This is a genomic window from Chryseobacterium polytrichastri (assembly GCF_900142445.1).
In the GTDB taxonomy this organism is placed as follows: domain Bacteria; phylum Bacteroidota; class Bacteroidia; order Flavobacteriales; family Weeksellaceae; genus Chryseobacterium; species Chryseobacterium polytrichastri.
In genome coordinates, this window is sequence record NZ_FRAV01000008.1 from 20490 (window position 1) to 42937 (window position 22448).

The following is a 22448-nucleotide window of genomic DNA, read 5'->3' on the forward strand; positions in this document are numbered from 1 at the left end:
GCAATCTCAAAATAGATTGTAAATCTGCATTTTATTACTCATTACCAATTACTTATTGTTTATGTTTTTTGAAGCTATTTCCCGCTTTTCGTTACAATCTTTTTTTTCAAAAAAGGATTTTCTCTGCAATCGGGGCTAGGGTGGTAGTCAGAAGTACAAACATTCGTCAAGAAAACTGGTGGCTTCGAGAGCCTCAGCCACCAGTTTTCCAGAACTTTTCTCAATCTCTCAACCGTCAACTATATCATTGCATCGTAACTTTACCCTCCCACACTTTATGGTTGAGGTTCTCGAAGGCACCAATCTAAGCTTCCAACCTTCGCTGAGTGAAACGCCTTTGCGAACGAAAAATATTCTCAATCATTTCAAAAAAATCTTTGCGACTTTTGCGTTAAAAAAGAGATTCTTCATTTCGCTACGCTACATTCAGAATGACAAAAATCGACGAGTAATTTAGTGTAAATAGAGGATAAAAAAGAAAATAAAATTCTTATTTTTGCATAGCTACACATGAAAGATTACTATTATTTTCTCGGTATTTCACAGGATGCTTCAGAAGAAGACATCAAAAAAGTGTATAGAAAGCTTTCCATAAAATACCATCCGGATAAAAATGATAATGACGATTTCTTTTCAGATCGTTTTCGTGAAATTCAGGAAGCGTATGAAACGTTGAGCGATAAAAGCAGAAGATCTGCGTATGACCAGAATTTAGAGAGTCATCAGAAAAGCTTCAGATATAATATTCCGCCAGCGATTAAAACTTTTACAGCGAATAAAATTCATGCGAAAAAAGGAGAGGAGATTATTATCAATTGGCAGACAAGCAATGCTGATGTTGTGAAAATTCTCCCTTTTGGGTTAGAAAAGCCTTATGGAGAAAGGATTTTTAAGATTACTGAATTTAAAGATGGTAAATTTCAGTTATTACTTCATGTAACCAATTCACTGTTACATAAAACCGTAGTTCAGGCCATCACGATCACAGAAGTTTTTGAGAATGATGCTGAAAAATTCAGAGATAAAACGGAAGACTTATTCAAGTCACAACCAAGAACGGTCATGAATCCACGCGGTCAAACCAAAATTATAAGAATACTTGCTGGAATTGTAGGGTTGGCAGTTGCCCTATTTTTTTTAGTAAAAAGCTGTAGCTAAACTAAACCATTTTCTTTCTTCCAGGGCATTTTTTACATCTTTTACCTTTCTTAAATTTCTTGCAACAAGACTTTTTTTCACAATACATATCTTCAGTATTGAAAGAAAATGCTGGAGTTAAAGCCGGCACTTTAAACGGGACAATCATATTCATGATGCAAATATATTAATTTAGAATAAATATAGATAATATATTTTCATAAAATATCATTCTGTTGTATTTCAATTGTTTGTATTGCTTTTTAAGCCTTAGTGCCAGTATGTTTTAACAATTCATAATCCCTAAAAACTTAATGAAGTGGAAAACTGAAGCCTAAAAGCGTGTGCTTTTTTATTAGCGAAATTTTTAAAGCTTCCGTAATTTCCTTCTGCACCAATTCTAAACTTTTTATAAGGTTGGTATATTAAGTTAACTCCTGTGTTTTGAAAGTTTTTAATCATATTTTCAGGGATGAAATCTTTTTTACCAACTTGCGAATAGCTATAATAAATGACAGAACTCCATTTTGGGGTCCACCAATGTTCATATATTCCTACTATGTTTAGAAGGCTTAAGGTTTGTAGTCTGTTATTTTGTAAATCAGGTATTGCATCATAATGTTGTTCATTTAAAACAATATTATTGGTAGCATACCCTTTTCCATAAGAAGATTGAAATCGAAAGTTATTTAATGTACTGCTATATAACTTTCCAGAAACCATTGCTCCAAATCCTAAAGTTGTATGTGTGTTGTAGTTATCTTGAATGTTATTTTTTATTTCATAGCTGATAGGGCTCAAAAGAGCTCCTGCTTTAAAATAATCTCTTTCATTTCCATATCGGTATACTGCCGTAAACGTGGGGATTACTGCTTTTTTCTTCCAATCTGCGGGACTGTCCGGCAGAGTTACGCTCACTATATTCGGGTCTTCCAACGATAATGATAGTTTTTCTTTTTTAGATAAATTTGTGGTGTATCTAATTTGTACGGTTCGAACAAACATGGTTCCATTAGGTCCTGCAAAATCAAAAATGTTTGGGAATATGTCGAAGTCAGAAAAGTTACTCCAGTCTTGGCCAATCAAGAATTTTCTCCATGTAATATATCCTCTTCTGAATCTTGGAGCGGTAGTTCCGTTAGGACCCAGAAAATCGATTTCTACATAAGCAGAAAGATTCTCTTTTGAATTTTTTTGCTTAATGCCCAATCCAATTTGGGATTGTTTGATGGAGAAGTTACTGCTCATTGAATTTTGTTGAGGAAGTGCTATAGCAGTTGCAGCAAACCCATCTTTAGACTGTATTTCCTGAAAGTCTAACATGGCATCCATCTGTACAAATCCGTTCATATAAAGATCCCATTCTGAATTGGGGTCTTCTTTACCTGTAAGTTTTATTTGTGCCTGAGTGATATTATTGCATATACATACAATAACGAATGAAGCCAATAGACCTCTTTTTGTTTTTTTCATCATAAAAATTGTGTTCTGAACTGTCTAAATAAATCTTATATCTTCATATTTTACTTTTGTTTTTTAGGTTGTTGGTTTAGTTTTTTTGAAGGTTTTTAATCAGCTTTTTAATAACTTTTGATTAAAAAAATCTGGTATTTTTAATAATTATGAAAATGAATTTAAGTAATATTATAGTGAGGGTCTAAATAATTACGGTGTTGATTTTCAGGTATTTTTAAAGCTAAAAGTTAAAATTACAACATTATATTTAAAGAAGTTTTGCTGATAATTTTAATTACAAGATGGTTTGTATAGAATGTTATAAAATAATAATTCTGTTTTTTATTAAAAATTATATAGTGTTTAAGAATATTTTAAAAATAAAATAAATAAAATTTAAGATGAAAGCTTATTGTAAAAAGTTTAAAAATAAGATTGATAGGCGAAAATTAAAATAGAAATTTCCCATATTATCCAATGATTTTTCGCTGTTGTGCAATCCCTTAAAAAAATGTAATTTTACGCATCTTTTTTACAAACAAAATCTAATATAAAAAATGAATACAGAACAGTTTGTGAGCCGTCACATTTCACTAAATGAAGCCGATAAACAGGCGATGTTGGAAAGAGTTGGCGTTTCAAGTATCGAAGAGTTAATTTCTCAAACAATACCATCATCTATCCGTTTAGAAAAAGACCTTGAAATCTCAGAACCGCTTTCAGAATATGAAATGCTTATCCATTCGAAAGAATTAGCATCGAAAAATACTGACTATACAAGCTATATTGGTTTTGGTTATCACAATACCTTATTGCCATCGGCTATTCAAAGAAATATTTTTGAAAACCCGAGTTGGTACACAGCGTACACCCCTTATCAGGCGGAGATCGCACAGGGAAGATTAGAAGCTTTGCTTAACTATCAGACTGTTGTATGTGATTTAACAGGTTTTGCATTGGCGAATGCGTCATTGCTGGATGAATCTACAGCTGCTGCAGAAGCAATGCACATGTTCTTTAACAACAGAACGAAAGATCAGAAAAAAGCAGGAGCAAACAAATTCTTTGTTTCTGACCTTGTTTTACCTCAAACAGTTTCTGTTTTAAAAACGAAAGCTGAAGGGTTAGCTATTGAGATTGTTGAGGGTGATCACAAAACGCACCAGTTTGACGAATCTTACTACGGAGTTTTATTACAGTATCCAGGTAAAAATGGTGTTGTTCTAGATTATACAGAGAACATCGTTGAATACAAAAAATTAGACTTACAGGTTGTTGTAGCTTGTGATCCGATGGCGTTGGTGAAATTAAAATCACCGGCTTCAATGGGTGCTGACTGTGCTGTTGGTACTTCACAGAGATTTGGTATTCCATTAGGATACGGAGGTCCTCACGCAGCATTTTTCTCTTGTAAGGAAGATTATAAAAGAGATATTCCGGGAAGAATCATCGGGGTTTCTCAGGATATGTACGGAAAACGTGCATTGAGAATGGCTTTACAGACCAGAGAGCAACACATCAAAAGAGAAAGAGCAACTTCAAACATTTGTACTGCTCAGGTTCTTTTAGCTGTAATGGCTGGAATGTATGCGGTTTATCACGGTCCAAAAGGATTAAACTATATCGCTGATCAGATTCACTTTAAAGCAAATGCTTTAAAAGGAGGTCTTAAAGCATTAGGATATGAAGCTGTTGAAGAGCCAATCTTTGATACCGTGAAAATCTTAATGAATGAAGAAGAGAAAGCAAAATTGTCAAGAATGATGCTTGATCACAAATTAAACTTAAACTACTTCACAGAAGGCGTTGTAAGTATTGCGATCAACGAAAGTACAACATTGGATAAATTGAATGTTCTAATGGCTTCTTTCGCTCAGTTTAAAGATAAGCAGACTTTCAAATTAGAAATAAAAGAAGGATACAGCATTCCTGAAGAGAATTTAAGAAAAGACGAAATTCTTACAGAAAGCGTATTCAACAAATACCATACTGAAACGGAATTGATGCGTTACATCAAACGTTTGGAAAGAAAAGATTTATCATTAACACATTCAATGATTTCTCTAGGTTCTTGTACAATGAAACTGAACGCTGCTACTCAGATGTTGCCACTTTCTTGGGACAATTGGGGAGCTATTCACCCATTTGTACCGGTTGATCAAGCTGGAGGTTATCAGGAAATGATTAAAGAATTGGAGAAAGATTTGGCTGAAATCACTGGTTTCGCAGGAACTTCTCTTCAACCTAACTCTGGAGCTCAGGGAGAGTATGCAGGATTAATGGTAATCAGAGAATATCACATTTCAAGAGGTGAAGGCCACAGAAATGTAGTATTGATTCCTCAGTCTGCACACGGAACAAACCCGGCTTCTGCAGCTATGGCAGGAATGAAAATTGTTGTGGTTAAAAATCTTGAAAGCGGAGAAATTGATTTCGAAGACTTAAAAGCTAAGACAGAACTTCATTCTGAAAACCTATCTTGTGTAATGATCACGTATCCGTCAACATACGGATTCTTTGATGCTAACATTAAAGAAATTACTAGCTTGATTCACCAACATGGCGGACAAGTATATATGGATGGTGCTAACATGAACGCTCAGGTTGGATTCACAAGCCCAGGAAACATCGGAGCAGACGTTTGTCACTTAAACCTTCACAAAACTTTCGCTATTCCTCACGGAGGTGGAGGTCCTGGAGTTGGTCCTATCTGTGTGGCGAAACACCTGGTTCCATTCTTACCTACGAATGCCAACATTCAGGTTGGAACTAAAGATGCTATTGAAGGAATCTCTGCTGCACCTTACGGTTCAGGATTGATCTTGAATATTTCTTACGCTTACATTAAGATGTTAGGAACTTCAGGTTTGAAAAAAGCAACTGAGCACGCGATTTTAAATGCGAACTATTTAAAAGAAATTTTAGCGGAACATTTCCCTATTTTATATTCAAATACAGAAGGTAGAGTAGCGCACGAATGTATCGTAGATTTCCGTCAGTTCAAGTCATTAGGAATTGAAGTGGCTGATGTGGCGAAAAGATTGATGGATTATGGTTTCCATGCTCCAACAGTTTCTTTCCCGGTTGCAGGAACATTAATGATTGAGCCTACAGAATCTGAAAGTAAGACTGAGATCGATCGTTTTGCAGAGGCATTAATTGCTATCAAACATGAGATTGATGAGATTGCAAATGGTGAAGCTGATGCTGCGAATAACGTATTGAAAAACGCTCCTCACACAGAGCAGTTGGTGATCTCTGATTCTTGGGATAAACCATACAGCAGAGAAAAGGCAGCTTATCCGCTAGAGTGGGTAAGAGACCACAAATTCTTTGCTTCTGTTTCTAGAGTAGACGAAGCTTATGGAGATAGAAACTTGGTTTGTACTTGTGAGCCGATTGAAGCTTATATGTAATTAAAAGTTTTTTAGATATAACAAATCCCTTTCAGTAATGAAAGGGATTTTTGTATTTCAGTGTTTAAAAGATTTAGATAAAAATTACAACTCGTTTACGTATCTTATAATCTCTTCCAATACTTCGATATTAATGTCTTTCAACGTTTTAAACTTAATACAATATCCAGTCACACTTGCTTTTCCTAGCCTTTTTCCATAAGTTTCAGCTAAAAATTTCTTGTCCTCAATACCAAAAATGTAAATAGAGATTCCCGTTGTATTTGCGCTGAGACCAATTTTATAAAAATCTTTTGCTGTTCCGTTGGTGTATTTTATTGTGTTGAGACCATATCCTATATTGGGATTGGAGACAATCTTACCTTCCTCGTTTTTACCGTCCAAGAACCACAGCTTGCAATCTGGCATTACTTGCATAATGAGTTGATGTAGTGATTCTATTTCATTACATTTTGGTTCGGGTTGAGTGGTGATGTAATTTTGGATTTGTTCATCTACATTCATGGAAAGGTAGGATTAGAAGTTGCTTTATTATTTTCCATTTAAAATCATATTTACATGCTCAGTCCACTCATATAATGGAATACTTCTGTCCAGATAAAAGTCGGGTTGTAATCCTTTTTCATCGATGGTAAAATCAGGAATACGCATGCTTCTTGAAAGTGAATAGCCTAATTCAAATTCATTACAAGGCGAAGGAACATAATACATGTTAGAAACATCTAAAACTCCAAAAGTTGTTGTTCCAAATAATTTTACTTTTTTGCTTTGTTTAGCAGCGAGTAAAAACTGTTCATCTGTACTTCCGTTTTTTTGATTAATAATAATTCCCACATTTTTAGGGTATTGATGAATAGTGTCATATTTGGTAATGGTCACTACGCTTTCATTGAGATTGATAAACTTTCCTTGCTCTTTCTCTAGTTTGTCAAATGAAGTTTTTGCCCACTTTTTATTTTCTTCACTAAATCCGTATTCGGGTTTGTTGATGAAATCAAGCATTCTCTGATTGTTCAGTTTGGTAGATAAATATTCTACTCCTACAGTTCTGATAGGGTTGGTATAGATCAAAGGAAGGATATTGCTGTAACTGGCATCACTTCCTCCTGTTCCATTTCTAATGTCGATGATTAGGTTTTCTGTGGAAAGGATTTTATTTTTGTTAGCGGTAATAACGCTGTCGATTTTTTGTTTATTGGAAGCCTGAAAAGAAGGGATTCTGAAATATAGAGTTGTTTCATTTAGCTTTTCAACATACGGTTCATTGGCGTTAATTGACTTAAAATATTGCGCATATTTTGGTTCATCCTCAAGTTTAGGATAGATCCTTGAAAGGTTAAAATCCCCAATTTGTAAGTTATTTTTTCCGGTTAATGCTATTTCTTTAGATTCTACGGCAGAATGGTCACGCATATAATAAACGGAGTTCGTTTTGCCATTTGATAAATCTAATTTTAATTTCACCTGTCCTTTCGTCCATGTTTCAGCGCCAGATTCTACAATAAATCCTATGTATTGATCGCCTTTCTTTTTAATTCCAATAGTGTAAGGTTCGGTATACCAGACCCCTTCATAATCAACTGTTTTCTTTTTGTCTAAATACTTCTTGAAATCCTGGGTCTCTACAGGTAAGGTTTCCCAGTTTGAAAATTGATTATCTGATTTTTGGGTAGGAGTTGATTGTGGAGATTGTTGCTTTGCAGTAGTTCTTATTGCAACATGGCCTGAGCGGAAAAAAGTAAGCCATTCATACAAAATAGGGCTGCACTCACCGAATGTCTTAGCCGATTTCACTTTTTCTGAAATTCTTTTATTGAGGTCAACATAGGCTTGATTCCCTTTTTGCTTTAATGCGTATTGAAATCCGGCATCATTTTCTTCAAAAGTTTTCTTTACCCATTCAAAATTTTTGGTGCAATTGCAATCTTGAGCGTAGGTAAATGTTGACAATAAGGTAAATAAAGAGGATGCAGCTATTGCTTTGAAGTATTTCATGGTTTCAATTTATAATAAGATGACATCTAAAAGGCTTGAAATGTTACAAGGTTACCTGTTTTTTATGTATTTATAAATCATAGTAAGGTTGTAAATCACTTCAAAAGATGTTCTTCCAAAAATAATGATTTTTCAGTTAGATATAGATTGATTTAATGATACAAAATTTTATTCTTTTTTTAATGTTATTTTCATTTCCGTTTTATTGATAGAAAGACTCTGTTCTATTTGTGTAATATCGTTTTTTGCAGCTTCAAGAAATTCTTGCATTTGTTCGTGTTGATGATTTATAAATTCGTCTCTTTTATCAATCCAAGCAGTTGATTTTAAAACTGATTCCTTTGCATCCGATAATGAACAATTCTGATTCACTCTAACATATATTATACATTCTAGAATCCGACAATTAAGAGATCTGAGTTCAGTCAATTTACTGTCGATTTCAGAAACAGTGAGTTTTTTTTCTTTTTCAGCTAGTTCTATTATTTCTTCTACTGTCATTTTTTAGATAATTATATCTTGGACGTTAGCAATATTTGATCTAAATTATTTTCTTTCCCTTCCAACTTCTCAATCAACCTCCCTTTCACAACAGTAAAAGCATAATCCTTCGCCTCCGCAAAAGAAATCTCATATTTTCTCCCAATATTGCGCATGTCTTCTGGAAACTTCGACAATAAATTATCATAAAAAGAATCTAGAAATTCTTTAGAAGGCATTTCATAATTGATTTTCAATTGAAAACGTCGGAGGATAGCTGTATCAATGATTTCAGGATGATTTGTGGCGCACAATAGAAGGGCATTTTCGGGGTAATAATCAATCAACTGAATCAAGGTATTGACCAATCTTCTCATTTCGCCTACATCTTTATCGTCGCTGCCTCTTGCTTTCCCGATCTGATCCAATTCATCTAAGAAAAGAACAGATCTTTCACGGCCTGCTTTATCAAAAATCATTTTGATGTTCTGAGAAGTTTCTCCAATTCGGGACGATACAATATTGCTGAGGTTGAGAATCATTATGTTTTTACCCAACGCATTCGCTATTGCTTTGGCAGTCATAGTTTTTCCGCACCCTGAGCTTCCCTGAAGAAGAATTTTATTGTTAACAGGAAGTCCATATTCCTGTATTTCTTTGATATAAGTATGCTCTTTAATTAGCTGTTTAAACTGTTCCTTATTGGTTTGCTCCAGGAATACATCATTAAGGGTTACTTCTTCTTTATCTTGAATAATAAGGTCATACAGATTCATAATAGCGAAAGGTTTTCTTTATAAATTCTTTACAAAGATAGAGTTTTCGAAATCTTTATGCTGTAAAAGGAAGGAAAAAGAAAAGCTGAACACTACGTTCAGCTTGACTAAAAAATATAATTAAAATTTGTTGCGTTGGGAAATATTGTTTCTTATGTTTTTTCTGCTCTTTTACCCAAGAAGAGTAAAAGAGCGTACGATCTGTGTTTTCAGATCAAAAACATAAACAATATAAATAAGTTGAAGTTTTTCTATAGGCTATATCTCTCTAGAAAACTCAAATTAGTTTTTCTGCTCTTTTTTTACGGTCATAAAATAAGATGCGAATACTACTAAACATGTTGCTATACCGATGTATGTAATCATTTTTGTTTAATTTTTAATTTATTGGGGTTTTACTGACTATTTTTCAATTGCAATATTACTACTTTCAAATTACATGCCAAAGCAAATAATAGTGATGTTTATCAGTTAGTTATAGTGCTTTATTCTTAATTTGTGTGACTTATTTGTTTACATTAATTTAATATATTATCAAAAATTTATGACTACATTTATTGTCTTATTCATAAATTTTTATCAATCTGTTAACCGTTTTATGTTTTGTATTTAAGACTTGATAATACAAAACAAAAGAAATGGGATGCATACTATCGTTTTAAATGTGTGTTTGAAATCGTCGAAATTTTAAGGTAAACGGATTTTTATGTTAACAGAATTTATTATTTATTCCAACTAGTGTGAATTTTATTCGTTATTGGAATGTCAGTTTTTGTGCCTTAGATGACACTGACAATTAGGCAAAATGAAATAGCTGCCAATTTTTACTACTTTTGTAAGTAAAGTATAAGGAATTATGGGGCGTAGTTATATCTATCTTATGTTGGCAATTGTTTTTGAAATTATTGCCACAACTTTTCTGAAAAAATCTGAAGAATTTTCAAAATTGATTCCTTCCGTCGTAACGGTGATAGGGTATGCAGCGGCATTTTATTTTTTAAGTTTAACCCTGCGTCAGATACCCGTCGGCATCACGTATGCTATTTGGTCTGGGGTTGGGATTATCTGTATTACGATCATCGGAATTATAGCTTTTAAACAGGTTCCTGATCTGCCTGCTATCATTGGACTTGCATTGATCGTGATTGGAGTGATTGTGATTAATGTATTCTCAAAAATGGGAACCCATTAAATTTATTTATCAAGATTAGTTTCCTTGAAAATTATATAATTAACCATAGCTAGACTTAGTCCTATTTATACTATTTTTGATAATTAATAGCTCAATTTTTTTCATAAAGTTTATCATTCCGTAGGAATCTCAACTCCATTTTTTAATTAATGAATGTCTAGATTCCTACGGAATGACAAAGTGGATGTTCAGTATATTGTTGTATATTGAGTTGTTGTATTTTTTTGAAATAGAGTGTCGAGTTTAGCTATCTTGTTTCACCTGTTCAATCAATTCTAACCTTTTGACAATACTTTCTTTAGTTAAAATAGTACCTGGCGATAAAACGGCATTGGCTCCAATTCGTGAATCATCTCCAACAAGTGCTCCAAATTTGGTCGTATTCGTTTGAATGATTTCTGAGTTAAAAAGCACTGAGATTTGTTTATCTTTTCTTTCATTATAATGATTAGCACAGATAGATCCTGCTTCAAAATTAATCCGATTTCCAATAATGCTGTTTCCAATATAATTAAAGTGGGCAACGGCGGTATCGTTAAATATTATACTTTGCTTGATCTCGCTTCCCGGACCAATTTTTACATTTTTCCCAATATAAATCGGGCCTCGCAGATAAGCATTAGCACCAATGAAAGAATTTTCACCAATAATTACTTTTCCTTTAAAAATTACATTCTGCTCAACAATAGCAGTTTTATGAATAGCAACGTCCTCTGAAATAAGATAATCATCAGTAAGAGTATTGAATTTGTTTTCCAAAATGGTCTGCAAATGATCGATGATCTCCCAAGGCTGAAAGTTTTCATGAGAATAAAAATCGGCAAAGTTTTTTATTAAGTTATTGATACAGATCATTTATTATGGAATTATAAAAGCAAATCTACATAATAATCTGTTGAAAAGGGAACCGTTAAAAGGATAAAAGATTTTTTGCAAAATACTAGAAGTAGCCTTTGCTAAAAAATAACAAAGGTTTATTTCTAAATTTTTAAAAAACTTAATGGAAGTAAATATTGTGAAATTTATTTTCTCAAAAATCCTTTAATAGTTTTTAAAATCTTAAAACTATTTTTTTCTAAGTTTTCCAAAAGGATTATAAGAAACTCCGACATTGAAATAAAAGGAAGGTTTGGGTTTAGCTTCAAAAATGTAATCTTTAAAAGATTCTTCTTTATCAAATATTCTGGCATTTGGGGTTATTCTTAGACCCGTTTTTAAGGTTCCTATAAAATTTGAACCTAAATTATGTTCATAAATAATCCCTGAATTAATATTCAATTGCCTGAATTCATACGTTTTTTCAGCCTGATAAAGATAAAAAGAGGTATTGCTCATTTCTGAACCTAAGGAAATACGTCCGTTCGAAAAAACGTTTTTCCTTATTAAAAGTTTTTGAGGTAAAATAACATCAGCAACCCAACCGTTATCAAATTTATGTTCATAAGTAAAGATAGGTAATATCGGAACTTGTATACTTGGGTCAACCATTAAGGCTAAGCCTAACGTCATTTTGGTTTTGGCATTGGCTTTTAAAATAATGTTTCCGGTCAACATACCTCGGACTCTTTCAAAATGCTGATTACTTCCGTCTACCGAAGCAGTGGCGGAGTAGATGGCGGTTTTATTGAATAATTTTGAAAAATAAGTAAAATTCAAAGCTTCTGAATGGTAATGGAAATCTGCTTTATTACTGCTTTCATTAGAGAATAAAGAAGTCGCATTTTCGGTTTCAATCGAAGTATAGCGATAATTCAAAGCCGTGCTTAGCATCCATTTTCTATTTTTAATAAAATAGATATTGGCATTGGCATTCACCTGACTGAAACTTTTCACCTTATTATCAGGTAAATCTGCTCCCTGAAATGTAGAAGAGTAGTTGTAAGGAGTTACCTGGGTGTATTCAATATTCAGATCTCGGGCTTGCGGGAATTTATCAGTAACAAAAGCGATTAGCTTGTTGGGAATACTATCTCTTTTTTGTGCAAAGACAATATTTTTAAAAGGAAAAAAGGCTAGTGGAACCAATGCTTTTCTAAAGGTATTCATTGTTATTTTATTTTTTTTATGGTGGATTGAAAGAAGTTGAATAAGAATATTTTATCATAAAATATTTCAATACTGTTTTCAATAATGAAATCGGTGTAGAGATGAGTGTTGGTGTTTATTTCTTCCTCCACAAAAACAAACCATAATTCCTGTAAATGATGTTGTCTTTTAAAGGATTCATAGGCGTTAAGGTCAAATAATGAAGAATGCTTCAGGTCATAAAATAAAATTCCTTTTTTAATGCCATTTTCCTCTATAATGTTAATAGGGTGGTAGGTATAATTAACCATCTTTATTTTTGAATTATAGCATTCTATAAAATGATGGAGATCAATAAGCTGAATTACTTTTTCTTCTTTTTGAGAATCTGTCATAAAAAAACATTCTAATGTAATCTGTTCTGTGAGTTCTTGAAAAACGGTCAATTCCATAAGTATATAAATTTTACAAGAGCAAAGGAATAGAGAATAGCATCTTGAATTTCAGTTTTTATACCAAAGCCGCTACATTTTATACGAAATCGGGAGCTCTGAAATTTTGTATAATAAAATGGCAGGTTGGTATAATATTATGCAGATTGTTTTCGTTATTACTTATTTTTGTTTTGTTGAAAATGATCAAATTAATATGAAATACAAACCCAGTACGCTTAACGATAGCCCCGTTATAGACTTTATTGTAAAAGATAGCTATAGATTTTGGCGCCATTTTGTATTTATGTTGCTTTTTTTTGCTCTTTTATATTTTGCGAGTTTTTGGCGCTTATATGCGGGAGCGGGCCAGTATTATGCTTTAAGTATCGTTTATATTTCAATATTAACGATGGCGTATGTTAATATATATGTTTTAGTTCCGATGTCTTTCTTTAAAGCTCGGTATGTATTATATTTTATATTATTAGTACTATTGGGTATTGTTGGAATGAATTTTATTTCTGCTATTATGAGTAATTTTTCAGAATATAAAATAGAAAAACATGACCCAAAAAGAGGTGGTTTTTATGAAGGGGTCATGATGTGTATTCCTATTATTTTAGTCTCAACTACGGTGAAATTACTCCAGAAATGGACAAGAGATAACAAGAGAATTACTGAGTTAAGTAATCTCACTTTAAATATGGAATTGAATGAACTGCGAAATCAGATCAATCCTCATTTCCTTTTTAATATGCTTAATAATGTAAAAGCGTTGATTAGAACTGATCCGGAAAAAGCAACAACGGTGATCATCAAGCTTTCAGAATTTTTAAGGTATCAGTTGTACGAAAATGGAGAAGAAAAGACATTGTTAACTTCTGAAATTGATTTTCTATCCAACTTTCTTAATCTGGAAAAAATAAGAAGAGAAAACTTTTCTGTAGAGATCAATAGCGAAAATGATAAAAGAGTTTTGAACAGCACTTTTATTCCACCCAATTTATTCACCACTTTTGTAGAAAATGCAGTAAAGCATAGTGTTGAAATTGATGATCAGGAATCTTATGTAAAGATCAACATCAAAGTAGAAAACAAAAAGCTAACTTTTATCTGTATGAACTCTCAAAACCCCAATTATTCTATTTCTGATAAGAAGTATGGAGGATTAGGATTAGCGAATATCAAAAGACGTCTCGAGCTTTTGTATCAGAATCAATACCATTTAGAGATCATTTCTACCGATAAAGAATATACTGTAAATCTAATAATTCCTGTATGAATTGTATTATAATTGATGATGAACCGTTGGCAAGAGCAGAAATGCAGTCGCTGATTAATGAAGTATCTCAGATTGAAGTATTGGGTAAATTTTCAAATGCACCTGCTGCCATAGAGTTTTTAAAAACAAATGAAGTAGACCTTATTTTTCTTGATATAGAAATGCCTTTGGTGACGGGATTGGAGTTTGCAGAAATGCTTCCTAAAGAGACGCTGGTTATTTTTACCACAGCATATTCTCAATATGCCTTAAAGAGTTACGAACTGGAAGCAGTAGATTATTTGCTTAAACCTATAGATAAACAAAGGTTGGGAAAAGCTATTGAAAAAGCCATTTTATATAAAGAACTTTTATCAAGAGATACGGTGAAAAATACGGTGGAATCTAACACAGCAGATTTTCTGTTCATTAAAGCAGATAGAAGGTATTATAAAATCAATTTCTCGGAGATTAAATATATTGAAGGACTGAAGGATTATGTGGTTATTCATACCCAGACTCAAAAATTGATTACGGCTATGAACTTAAAGACAATCCATCAGAAAATTTCTGAGGATATTTTTTTGAGAGTAAGCAAATCTTACGTGGTGAATATCAACTGCATTGATTCTTTTGATAACCATAATATATATATTGAAGATTCAGAGATCCCTTTGGGAGAAGTGTATAAATCAGCTTTTTTTACAAGATATTCTGGTGGATCTTTAAATTTAGATGGTAATTCATAATCGACTTAGGAAGCTGTAGTTAATGAATGCTACAGCTTCCAGTCTTGAATTTTTGGTCCGTTTGCTTCAAGGCAAAAGGACAAACGAATCTCCGAATCCTGAACCTTAAAATTTATAGAAGATAGATTATTTAATCCTCAAATATCTGTCCTGCAAAAGGATTGTCAACTAACCATAACCAAATTCCTTCTTCATTTTTTTTCATCATACAGGTGGTTGCTCCATTCATTTCGATAAGAGTTCCATCTGGAGCGTTGGCTTTTAGAACCCATTTATCTGCCCATACAGCAAGATTTCCTACAACAGTAGCTTTATGTTTTATTCCTTGGATATTGGGTTTCCAACCACAGAGATGCTCTAATGGTTTTTTGATGTTTTCTAATCCTTTTATTTCCTCTCCATCTCTTTCAATGTATATTGCATCTTTATCAAAGCAGCTTAATGCTCCTTCTAAGTCACCTATTAAGATACAGTGTCTAAAGTATTTTACAGCATCAAGAGGCTGGGTTCTGTCAAAATTTTCCGGCATTGTTTTATGACTTTTAAAAGTTACTTTTTCTGTCCTACAAATCTTATTACAGAACCTGTTCCATTATGAAACAATCCTTCGTTAAGTTCAATTTCTGTTTCTATTAATTCGATGATATCGTAATTTGGAAAGTCAGAGGTAATTTCATCGATAGAAAACAGTGAACCAATATCTTTAGGGCCACCTACTTTTTCGTTTTTTAAAACCAATTCAAGATGTTTTTTACTGAAAGCTTCAAAAATAATATAGCCGCCTTTACGAAGATATTTGTCTAGCATTTTATGAATAGATGACTTAATCTCAGCCGGAAAATGGGCGTAAATAAGCGCAATCGCATCAAACTGTTCTTCCTGAAAATTCAATGTTTGCAATTCACCTACTTGATAATCAATTGTTACGTTGTTGCTTTCCGCAAGCTGTAATGCTTTGTTTTTACCTTCAGAACTGATGTCAAAAGCAGAAACCTGCCATCCAAGTTGAGCGGCGAAAACAGCATTTCTTCCTTCTCCTTCAGCCGGAAAAAGAATAGAGCCTGGTTCTAATTTTTGTAATTGATCTTTTAAATAGTTGTTGGGCTGGGTACCATAGGCAAATTCATCGTTGCTGTATCTTTCGTCCCATCTGTCGAGCCAAGTATTGTCGGTCATTATATTGTTTTTAAGTTTTTATAAAAATAAGGTATTTCTTTATTCTTAAAAACATGATTTTTAATAAAGCTTCTGATCTTCTTCGCAGTAAAAACTACTTCTCTTTCCTAGACCTGTGTTTTTCTTGATGAGCTTTTGACCACAAACAGGACATATTTTTTTACTGTAAACTTGCCAGTGTTTTTTCAGAACAGATTCTCTTTTCCATTCTAGAAAATCGAAGCTATACTTTCGGGCTTCGGCAATGAGTTCTTTTACTTTTTTCGGGGGCAAACTGCCAATAAGGCTTTCGGGTTGAATACCAACTCTGAATAAAACTTCATTCTTAATAATATTACCAACGCCTGAGAAAATATCCTGATTCATCAAAGCGTCGCAAACCATTATTTTAGGATTTGAGTCTAGTTTTTGTTCAGCTTTTTTAGGATTCCATTCCTCACTCATGATATCGGCTTCCCAATCTATTTTTGATAAAAATTCAGAATTAACTAATGTTACGTTACAGGTATAAAAGTACATTCCACCTGTTTTGAATTCCAGTCCTAAACGTAAATTTTTATCTGGTTTTGTATGTCCGTCCACACTATAAGAACCAAACATCAATAAATGAATTCTAATTGCAAACTCATCAAAAACAAGATACGTCTGTTTTCCAAAAGTCTTTATTTCTCTTAAAATTTCACCTTCCAAAATCATTTTTTCGAAGTTGGAATCTCCGGATGCAGTAATAACTTTTTTACCTGCAAATTTTTGCAGATCTTCTTTCATTAATAAGATGGAGGGACCTTCTGGCATTTAAATTTTGAATTCTTGGTCTTCTTGTATAGACCATTTTCCATTTTCATACACAGCAATAATTTTGCCACCCTCCATAGAGTGGAAGTAAGGAATATAAAAAATATTTTCGCTAGATCCTTTTTTTATTCTTCCGTAAAAAGTGGAAAATAGCCCTTGTTTATAATCACTTTTAAGCTTATAAGTTTGACTGTCAGAAAGTATTAAAACTCTTTTGTTTTTAGGGTTTACTTTTTGGAAATATTCGCAGTCAGATTCGTAAGTTTCAAAAGTGTAATTGTTTTTTTGATTATTAAAATTCGTGGAATCTTTTTCTATGATCTCTTCAAAAAGATTTGTGAATTTATTGTTTGCAGATTTGTGTAAAGGATTTAAGTCTGTAAAATCAGGAATACCATCACCATCTGTATCCTTAGAATTTGGATTCAGAAAAATCAAATTTTCAAAAAAATCATTATATCCGTCGCCGTCAGAATCTCGTTTTATCTCGTTCAGGCTAATCTCAAAAGTCAAATAATCTTTTACAGCTTCAATTTCAGGATGTCCCGGTCTTCCCCATGATCCGGCGATTGCAATAAAACTTCCGTCAATAAAGAGCTTATTATTTCTTACAAATTTCTCCTTTTGATTTCTGTTGATATAGGTGTTTTTATTGAAGCCAATATAATAGGCTCTTCCTTTTTTGTTTTTAATTTCTAAAAGCCAGTATCCAAATGTATTCTCTGCAAGGGCATAAGATAAATTCTTTTCTTTTTGAATTTGGATATACCTAAACTGATTGTTGAAATATTTGTTGAATTCAGCATACTTCCTTTCATACTTCGCTTTTTGTTCTTGCCAAGATTCTGAAGTATCTTTATATTCAGATATTTCATCCTGCTCATAGCTGAGATTGGTTTTGTTTTCCTGAAAAGTTATGTGTTTAGGATGGATTAATAAAATGGATTCTTCTGTGTCCTTTATAAATAATAAACCACTACTTGCAGAATAGTGTTTTTCTCCGTTATCAAAGCATTTATCCTGAGAAAATAAACCAATGGGTAATAAGAGAAATATAAGGTTTTTCATTTGTGTGTTTATATTGATCAAATTTAGAAATATTTTTTCTCGTGCAAATTATTAAAAATTTCTTCGGATTTTCGGATAAACTACCTTTTTTTAATTTAAACCTGTTTAAACTAATTAAAAATTTAACCGCAAAAGAATCAAAAGCTATCGTTGATTTATTAAGGATTGGTTATTGAGAAAGCAAAAGTCTACAAAAGAATAACATTTCGACTCCGCTTAATATGCAAAGATTTTTAAAAACTTATGTGCTCTTATTTGTAGCCTAATACTCAACTTAAAGTGACTAATGTGTTAATCTTTTGTCACTTTTGCGGTTAAGATAAAAGTTTAAACAAGTTGTTGTTTTTTCTTTAATAAACATTACAATCTTTAAGGAATTTTGAAGTTTATTCAAATAATTCTACAGTCAGGTGTTTTAACTAATAATTATAGGTTTTAGATATGAGCTTTTTTAGAAAAAAATATCTTACTTAGTTCATTAAAATTAAAATTTGAAGTAATTTTGGAGAATGATGAACTTGAATCAGATTTTTACGAATCAGCGCACAGGAAATAATCCACATACCAGAGCTTCACGAACAGATTTTCAAAGAGATTTCGACAGAATTATCTTTTCTTCTGCATTTAGAAGACTGCAGAACAAGACGCAGGTTTTTCCACTTCCAGGAAGTGTTTTTGTACACAACCGTTTGACGCATTCTTTAGAAGTTTCATCTGTAGGAAGGAGTTTAGGAAGTATTATTGGAGAGTTTATCACAGATAATTTTCAAAGTGATCTGAATGAAGATTCTAAAAGTTTTTACCTTCATAATTTAGGAAATGTAATTGCAGCAGCCTGCCTTTGTCATGACGTTGGAAACCCGGCTTTCGGACATTCAGGGGAAGATGCCATTGCAAGTTATTTTGAAAAAAATGAAAAGGATCTAAAGCCTAAATTCAATGAAAAAGAATGGGCAGATCTGGTTAATTTTGAAGGAAATGCGAATGCAATACGAGTGTTGGCACATCAGCAACAGGGAAAAGATGCGGGAGGAAGCCAGTTGACTATGACGACGTTGGCAAGTATTGCAAAATACCCTTGTGAAGCCATTGCGAAGAAAAAAGGAATTATTCACAGAAAGAAATTCGGTTTTTTCCAAAACGAAAAAGATACTTTTCTTGAAATTGCGAAAGCCACCAATTTAATTTCAGAAAGTGAGGAGCCTCATATTTTCAAAAGACATCCATTTGTTTGGTTGGTAGAAGCCGCAGATGATATTTGCTATAATATTATTGATATGGAAGATGCCCACAGACTGGGAATCGTTTCAACAGCAGATTGTAAAAACCTGTTCTTTGAATTGGTGAAATCTGAAACCGATGATGTGAATAAAGTAAAAAGAAAACTGGACTCAATTTCGAATGAGAATGAAAAAATATCTTATTTAAGAGCCAAAGTAATCAATGCTTTAATTAATAATTCCATCGAAAATTATAAATTAAACTTTAATACGATTCTTGAAGGAAAATTAGATAAGGCGTTGCTGGATATTTATAAATCAGACAATAAAACGCTGCAGGATATTGAAAGCTTTTCGATTGAGAAAATTTACAATCATAAAGCGGTTGTAGAGATTGAAAATGCAGGATATAACGTAATGTATGAATTGTTGGATCATTTTATTCCATCCATTTTAAAATCAAAAGAAGAAAGAAAATCTTATGATAAAATGGCATTAAAGCTCCTTCCAAATCAGTTTATTTACGAAGACGGGACAGATTATCAAAGAGTATTGGGTGTGATTGATTTTGTATCTGGAATGACCGATAATTACGCTACTGATCTCTATAGAAAAATAAAGGGAATCGAAATTGGAATGACGATGTAGTCGATTCCCCATTGTATTATTTTAAAAGAATTTCTGAAGCATCTTCTATTAATGATTGCATTAATGTTGATGCTTTTTTATGTTTTAATAGTGGAGCTATCTGGCCGGCCCAGAAGAAAACCAATTCGTTTTTATGTTGTTCTAAAGCAGCTTTTCTCATCGATGAAATGAAAGTTGTTTGCAATGGAAAAGGTAACGTTTGATCTGTAGTGGTCAATAATTCTCTTGTTATTTCGGTGGTAATTCCTCGTCCTAATCTTCCGGTATAAGCTCTGGAAAGGGTGGTGTGTTTTGCCGCATCCGAAAATAAGAATTCTCGGTGAACGGGTAATGCTCCGGATTCTTCAGTTGCCAAAAATGCAGTTCCTATTTGTACAGCTTCTGCGCCCAGTGTCATGGCGGCAGCAATTCCACGACCGCTTGCAATTCCTCCTGCAGCTACAATTGGAGTGTTTACTTTATCTTTAATTAATTGAATCAACGCAAATGTTCCGGTTGTTGAAAGTTCCGGAGTATCTAAAAATGAAGGTCGGTGCCCGCCACTTTCAAAACCTGAAGCAATAATCACATCAACCCCGATATTTTCTAAGGCGATTGCTTCGTCCAAAGTTGTTGCATTTCCGGCTACAATGGTTCCTTGATTTTTCAATCTTTCAATAATATCCTGATCCAGCAGCCCAAACATAAAGCTGAAGACTTTAGGTTTAATGTCAAAAACAACTTGCAACTGATTCTGAAATCTCGATTCAAAAGAGGGGGGAAGTGCGGGAATCTCAATATGTAAACGATCATAATAAGGTTTAAAAATCTCAACAGTCTTTTTGTATTGTTTTTCTGTATGGTCTTTGTCAATAATATCATGATCATTAACCCAAAGGTTAAGATTATAGGGTTTGTCAGTCTTTAGTTTTATCTGTTTGTCAACTTCATACATTTCGTCAGGAGATAACGTATAGGCTCCGAATCCGCCCAGTCCACCAAGATTGCTGACGGTAGATGTCAATTCGACAGTTGATAATCCGCCCCCGAAAGGTCCTTGGAAAATGGGATATTCTATTCCCAACAAATCTGTTATTCTGTTTTTATTCCACATGATTTTGATTTGAAATTAAAGTTCTACATCGGTTAATGTTTTATTGACGATCATCCATTTACCGTTTATTTTATGGAAAGTTATAAAATTATAATAATTAAAATCATACATTTTTACATTTAATTTTGCAGTAGCAATGGTGTTTATGACGTCAATAGAAATGATTGTTGCCTTAAACGCTTTCCTTGATTTTTCCGGACTTATCCGGTTTCCAACGCCCTCAATATATTGTGCAGCGGTTTTGTAATAAGGAACTCCTTTTATATCTCCAAAAAGTAAGGCGTCTTTATGGAAGATTTCTTTTAAAAGCTCGGTGTTTCCTTCATAAATTCCTCTGAAATAATATTGCTCTATGGCGCTTCTTATTTCTGTTTCTTGTGTAATATCTGTTTTCATGATCTTGGTTTTTTGAGCAAAGCTGCTTATCGGAAAGATAAACAGCCATGCCCATAATGATAAGTATTTCATGTTATAAATTATGACCGGCACCCATTCCTCCATCTACATTAATGATGGCGCCAGAAATCAATCTATTTTTAGCAATAGCATGAACCATGTGAGCAATCTCTTCCGGTTCTCCAATGCGGTTGATTAGATGTAAACCTGCATTGTTATCAATATGTTCATCGTGCATTGGAGTTCTGATAAGTCCTGCTGCAACGGTGTTTACTCTGATGTTGTCTTTTCCGAATTCTGCTGCCAGTTGCAATGTTAAAGCATGAATCGCTCCTTTACTTGCAATAGGTGCTGTAGATGGAGATTGTGCGATTGCATGGTAAACCAATGGCGTACCGATATTGATGATCACTCCATCTTTTTGCAGTTGCATCTGTGGGATTACAGATTGTGTGGTGAAGAATGTTCCTTTTAAATTAGTATTTAAAAATTGATCTAAATATTCTTCCGTAACTTCTAAAAAGGGTTTGTTGTCATAAATACCTGCATTATTAACCAACACATCAATTGAGCCGAATTTTTCAAGAGCTGTTTTTGCTAATTTTTCTCCAACGGCTTTGTCGGCAACACTTCCTGCAACCATGGCAAGATTTTCGCCTGCTCCCAATTCGTTGTAAACTTGCTCTAATTTTGATGTTGTGAGCGAGTTGATCACTACATTATCACCTCTATCCAGAAAATAACGGGCAATTTCTAAACCTATTCCTGATGAGGCACCCGTAACAATAACTGTTTGTTTTTTCATTTCTAATTTACTTTTTTTCGGTTGAAAATCCTTGTTCTTTTAATACGGAAACTTGTTCTCCGGCATATCCCCAATTGTCATCTTCTACTTCATTGATCATGATGTGGGTTAGATGCGGATCTTTATTCAGAACTGTGGTCACCGCTTCGCTTATTTTTTTGATTAATTCTTGTTTTTTTTCGCGGGTAATATCTTCGCGTAAAACATCTATTTTTATAAATGGCATGATGTTAAATTTTTAAATGTTAAGTTTTATTTAAACTATTATTTTAACCGCAAAAGAGACAAAAGCTATTGGGATATTTAACCTTTATTTAATGATTAGAA

Annotated in this window: 22 protein-coding genes; 6 read left to right on the forward strand and 16 right to left on the reverse strand. The window is 33.2% G+C overall.

Annotated features, from left to right (window positions below):
* The first annotated feature begins 510 nt into the window (after positions 1 to 510).
* Positions 511 to 1158, forward strand: coding sequence for a DnaJ domain-containing protein (locus BUB80_RS06525; RefSeq protein WP_073292045.1), 648 nt, complete (start codon positions 511 to 513; stop codon positions 1156 to 1158).
* A 282-nt stretch (positions 1159 to 1440) separates the two neighbouring features.
* Here the strand turns inward: BUB80_RS06525 and BUB80_RS06530 are convergent, their stop codons facing one another.
* On the reverse strand, positions 1441 to 2613 hold the full coding sequence (locus BUB80_RS06530; RefSeq protein WP_139262570.1) for a DcaP family trimeric outer membrane transporter: 1173 nt from the start codon (positions 2611 to 2613) through the stop codon (positions 1441 to 1443).
* Positions 2614 to 3149: 536 nt separating this feature from the next.
* Between BUB80_RS06530 and gcvP the strand changes: the two genes are divergently transcribed.
* Positions 3150 to 6008: an aminomethyl-transferring glycine dehydrogenase gene (gene gcvP / locus BUB80_RS06535; protein ID WP_073292048.1), complete on the forward strand. Its 2859-nt coding sequence runs from the start codon at positions 3150 to 3152 to the stop codon at positions 6006 to 6008.
* An 84-nt stretch (positions 6009 to 6092) separates the two neighbouring features.
* Here gcvP and BUB80_RS06540 read toward each other — a convergent pair whose 3' ends face one another.
* The 4 genes from BUB80_RS06540 to BUB80_RS06555 form a co-directional block, all read right to left on the reverse strand.
* A complete protein-coding gene (locus BUB80_RS06540) occupies positions 6093 to 6512 on the reverse strand; it encodes a DUF1801 domain-containing protein (RefSeq protein WP_073292050.1) in 420 nt (139 codons plus the stop codon).
* A gap of 27 nt (positions 6513 to 6539) precedes the next feature.
* The gene (locus BUB80_RS06545) at positions 6540 to 8003 is read right to left on the reverse strand and encodes a S41 family peptidase (RefSeq protein WP_073292052.1); all 1464 of its coding nucleotides are present in this window, start codon (positions 8001 to 8003) and stop codon (positions 6540 to 6542) included.
* A gap of 168 nt (positions 8004 to 8171) precedes the next feature.
* A complete protein-coding gene (locus tag BUB80_RS06550; RefSeq protein WP_073292054.1) occupies positions 8172 to 8504 on the reverse strand; it encodes a hypothetical protein in 333 nt (110 codons plus the stop codon).
* 11 nt (positions 8505 to 8515) lie between these two features.
* Positions 8516 to 9259: an AAA family ATPase gene (locus BUB80_RS06555; RefSeq protein WP_073292055.1), complete on the reverse strand. Its 744-nt coding sequence runs from the start codon at positions 9257 to 9259 to the stop codon at positions 8516 to 8518.
* An 856-nt stretch (positions 9260 to 10115) separates the two neighbouring features.
* Between BUB80_RS06555 and BUB80_RS06560 the strand changes: the two genes are divergently transcribed.
* The gene (locus BUB80_RS06560; RefSeq protein ID WP_073292057.1) at positions 10116 to 10451 is read left to right on the forward strand and encodes a DMT family transporter; all 336 of its coding nucleotides are present in this window, start codon (positions 10116 to 10118) and stop codon (positions 10449 to 10451) included.
* Between the two features lie 243 nt (positions 10452 to 10694).
* Here the strand turns inward: BUB80_RS06560 and BUB80_RS06565 are convergent, their stop codons facing one another.
* The 3 genes from BUB80_RS06565 to BUB80_RS06575 form a co-directional block, all read right to left on the reverse strand.
* Complete coding sequence (locus BUB80_RS06565; RefSeq protein ID WP_073292059.1) at positions 10695 to 11306, reverse strand: DapH/DapD/GlmU-related protein; 612 nt, start codon at positions 11304 to 11306, stop codon at positions 10695 to 10697.
* 210 nt (positions 11307 to 11516) lie between these two features.
* Complete coding sequence (locus BUB80_RS06570; RefSeq protein ID WP_073292061.1) at positions 11517 to 12497, reverse strand: DUF6268 family outer membrane beta-barrel protein; 981 nt, start codon at positions 12495 to 12497, stop codon at positions 11517 to 11519.
* A gap of 2 nt (positions 12498 to 12499) precedes the next feature.
* Positions 12500 to 12928 carry a hypothetical protein gene (locus BUB80_RS06575; RefSeq protein ID WP_073292063.1) on the reverse strand — a complete coding sequence of 143 codons (429 nt, stop codon included), beginning with the start codon at positions 12926 to 12928 and terminating at the stop codon, positions 12500 to 12502.
* 118 nt (positions 12929 to 13046) lie between these two features.
* Here BUB80_RS06575 and BUB80_RS06580 point away from each other — a divergent pair, with 118 nt between their 5' ends.
* The gene (locus BUB80_RS06580) at positions 13047 to 14192 is read left to right on the forward strand and encodes a sensor histidine kinase (RefSeq protein WP_228433705.1); all 1146 of its coding nucleotides are present in this window, start codon (positions 13047 to 13049) and stop codon (positions 14190 to 14192) included.
* Positions 14189 to 14920: a LytR/AlgR family response regulator transcription factor gene (locus tag BUB80_RS06585; protein WP_073292065.1), complete on the forward strand. Its 732-nt coding sequence runs from the start codon at positions 14189 to 14191 to the stop codon at positions 14918 to 14920. The genes BUB80_RS06580 and BUB80_RS06585 overlap by 4 nt, the downstream gene beginning before the upstream one ends.
* A gap of 130 nt (positions 14921 to 15050) precedes the next feature.
* Here the strand turns inward: BUB80_RS06585 and BUB80_RS06590 are convergent, their stop codons facing one another.
* Genes BUB80_RS06590 through BUB80_RS06605 form a run of 4 tightly spaced genes read right to left on the reverse strand, consistent with a single transcriptional unit; the run spans position 15051 to position 17959 of the window.
* Positions 15051 to 15449 carry a YybH family protein gene (locus tag BUB80_RS06590; protein WP_073292067.1) on the reverse strand — a complete coding sequence of 133 codons (399 nt, stop codon included), beginning with the start codon at positions 15447 to 15449 and terminating at the stop codon, positions 15051 to 15053.
* A 20-nt stretch (positions 15450 to 15469) separates the two neighbouring features.
* Positions 15470 to 16096 carry a class I SAM-dependent methyltransferase gene (locus BUB80_RS06595; protein WP_073292069.1) on the reverse strand — a complete coding sequence of 209 codons (627 nt, stop codon included), beginning with the start codon at positions 16094 to 16096 and terminating at the stop codon, positions 15470 to 15472.
* A 60-nt stretch (positions 16097 to 16156) separates the two neighbouring features.
* Positions 16157 to 16891, reverse strand: a complete 735-nt coding sequence (locus BUB80_RS06600; protein WP_073292071.1) for a DNA-formamidopyrimidine glycosylase family protein — start codon at positions 16889 to 16891, stop codon at positions 16157 to 16159.
* Positions 16892 to 17959, reverse strand: coding sequence for a hypothetical protein (locus tag BUB80_RS06605; protein ID WP_073292072.1), 1068 nt, complete (start codon positions 17957 to 17959; stop codon positions 16892 to 16894).
* Between the two features lie 512 nt (positions 17960 to 18471).
* Between BUB80_RS06605 and BUB80_RS06610 the strand changes: the two genes are divergently transcribed.
* Positions 18472 to 19827: a deoxyguanosinetriphosphate triphosphohydrolase gene (locus BUB80_RS06610; protein WP_073292073.1), complete on the forward strand. Its 1356-nt coding sequence runs from the start codon at positions 18472 to 18474 to the stop codon at positions 19825 to 19827.
* A gap of 16 nt (positions 19828 to 19843) precedes the next feature.
* Here the strand turns inward: BUB80_RS06610 and BUB80_RS06615 are convergent, their stop codons facing one another.
* From BUB80_RS06615 to BUB80_RS06630, 4 genes are read right to left on the reverse strand one after another with little or no spacing between them, the layout of a single operon-like run.
* Positions 19844 to 20920, reverse strand: coding sequence for an NAD(P)H-dependent flavin oxidoreductase (locus BUB80_RS06615; protein WP_073292074.1), 1077 nt, complete (start codon positions 20918 to 20920; stop codon positions 19844 to 19846).
* A gap of 15 nt (positions 20921 to 20935) precedes the next feature.
* Positions 20936 to 21388, reverse strand: a complete 453-nt coding sequence (locus BUB80_RS06620) for a nuclear transport factor 2 family protein (protein ID WP_073292075.1) — start codon at positions 21386 to 21388, stop codon at positions 20936 to 20938.
* 1 nt (position 21389) lies between these two features.
* Complete coding sequence (locus BUB80_RS06625; RefSeq protein WP_073292076.1) at positions 21390 to 22121, reverse strand: SDR family NAD(P)-dependent oxidoreductase; 732 nt, start codon at positions 22119 to 22121, stop codon at positions 21390 to 21392.
* Between the two features lie 7 nt (positions 22122 to 22128).
* A complete protein-coding gene (locus BUB80_RS06630; protein WP_073292077.1) occupies positions 22129 to 22347 on the reverse strand; it encodes a tautomerase family protein in 219 nt (72 codons plus the stop codon).
* Positions 22348 to 22448 lie beyond the last annotated feature (101 nt).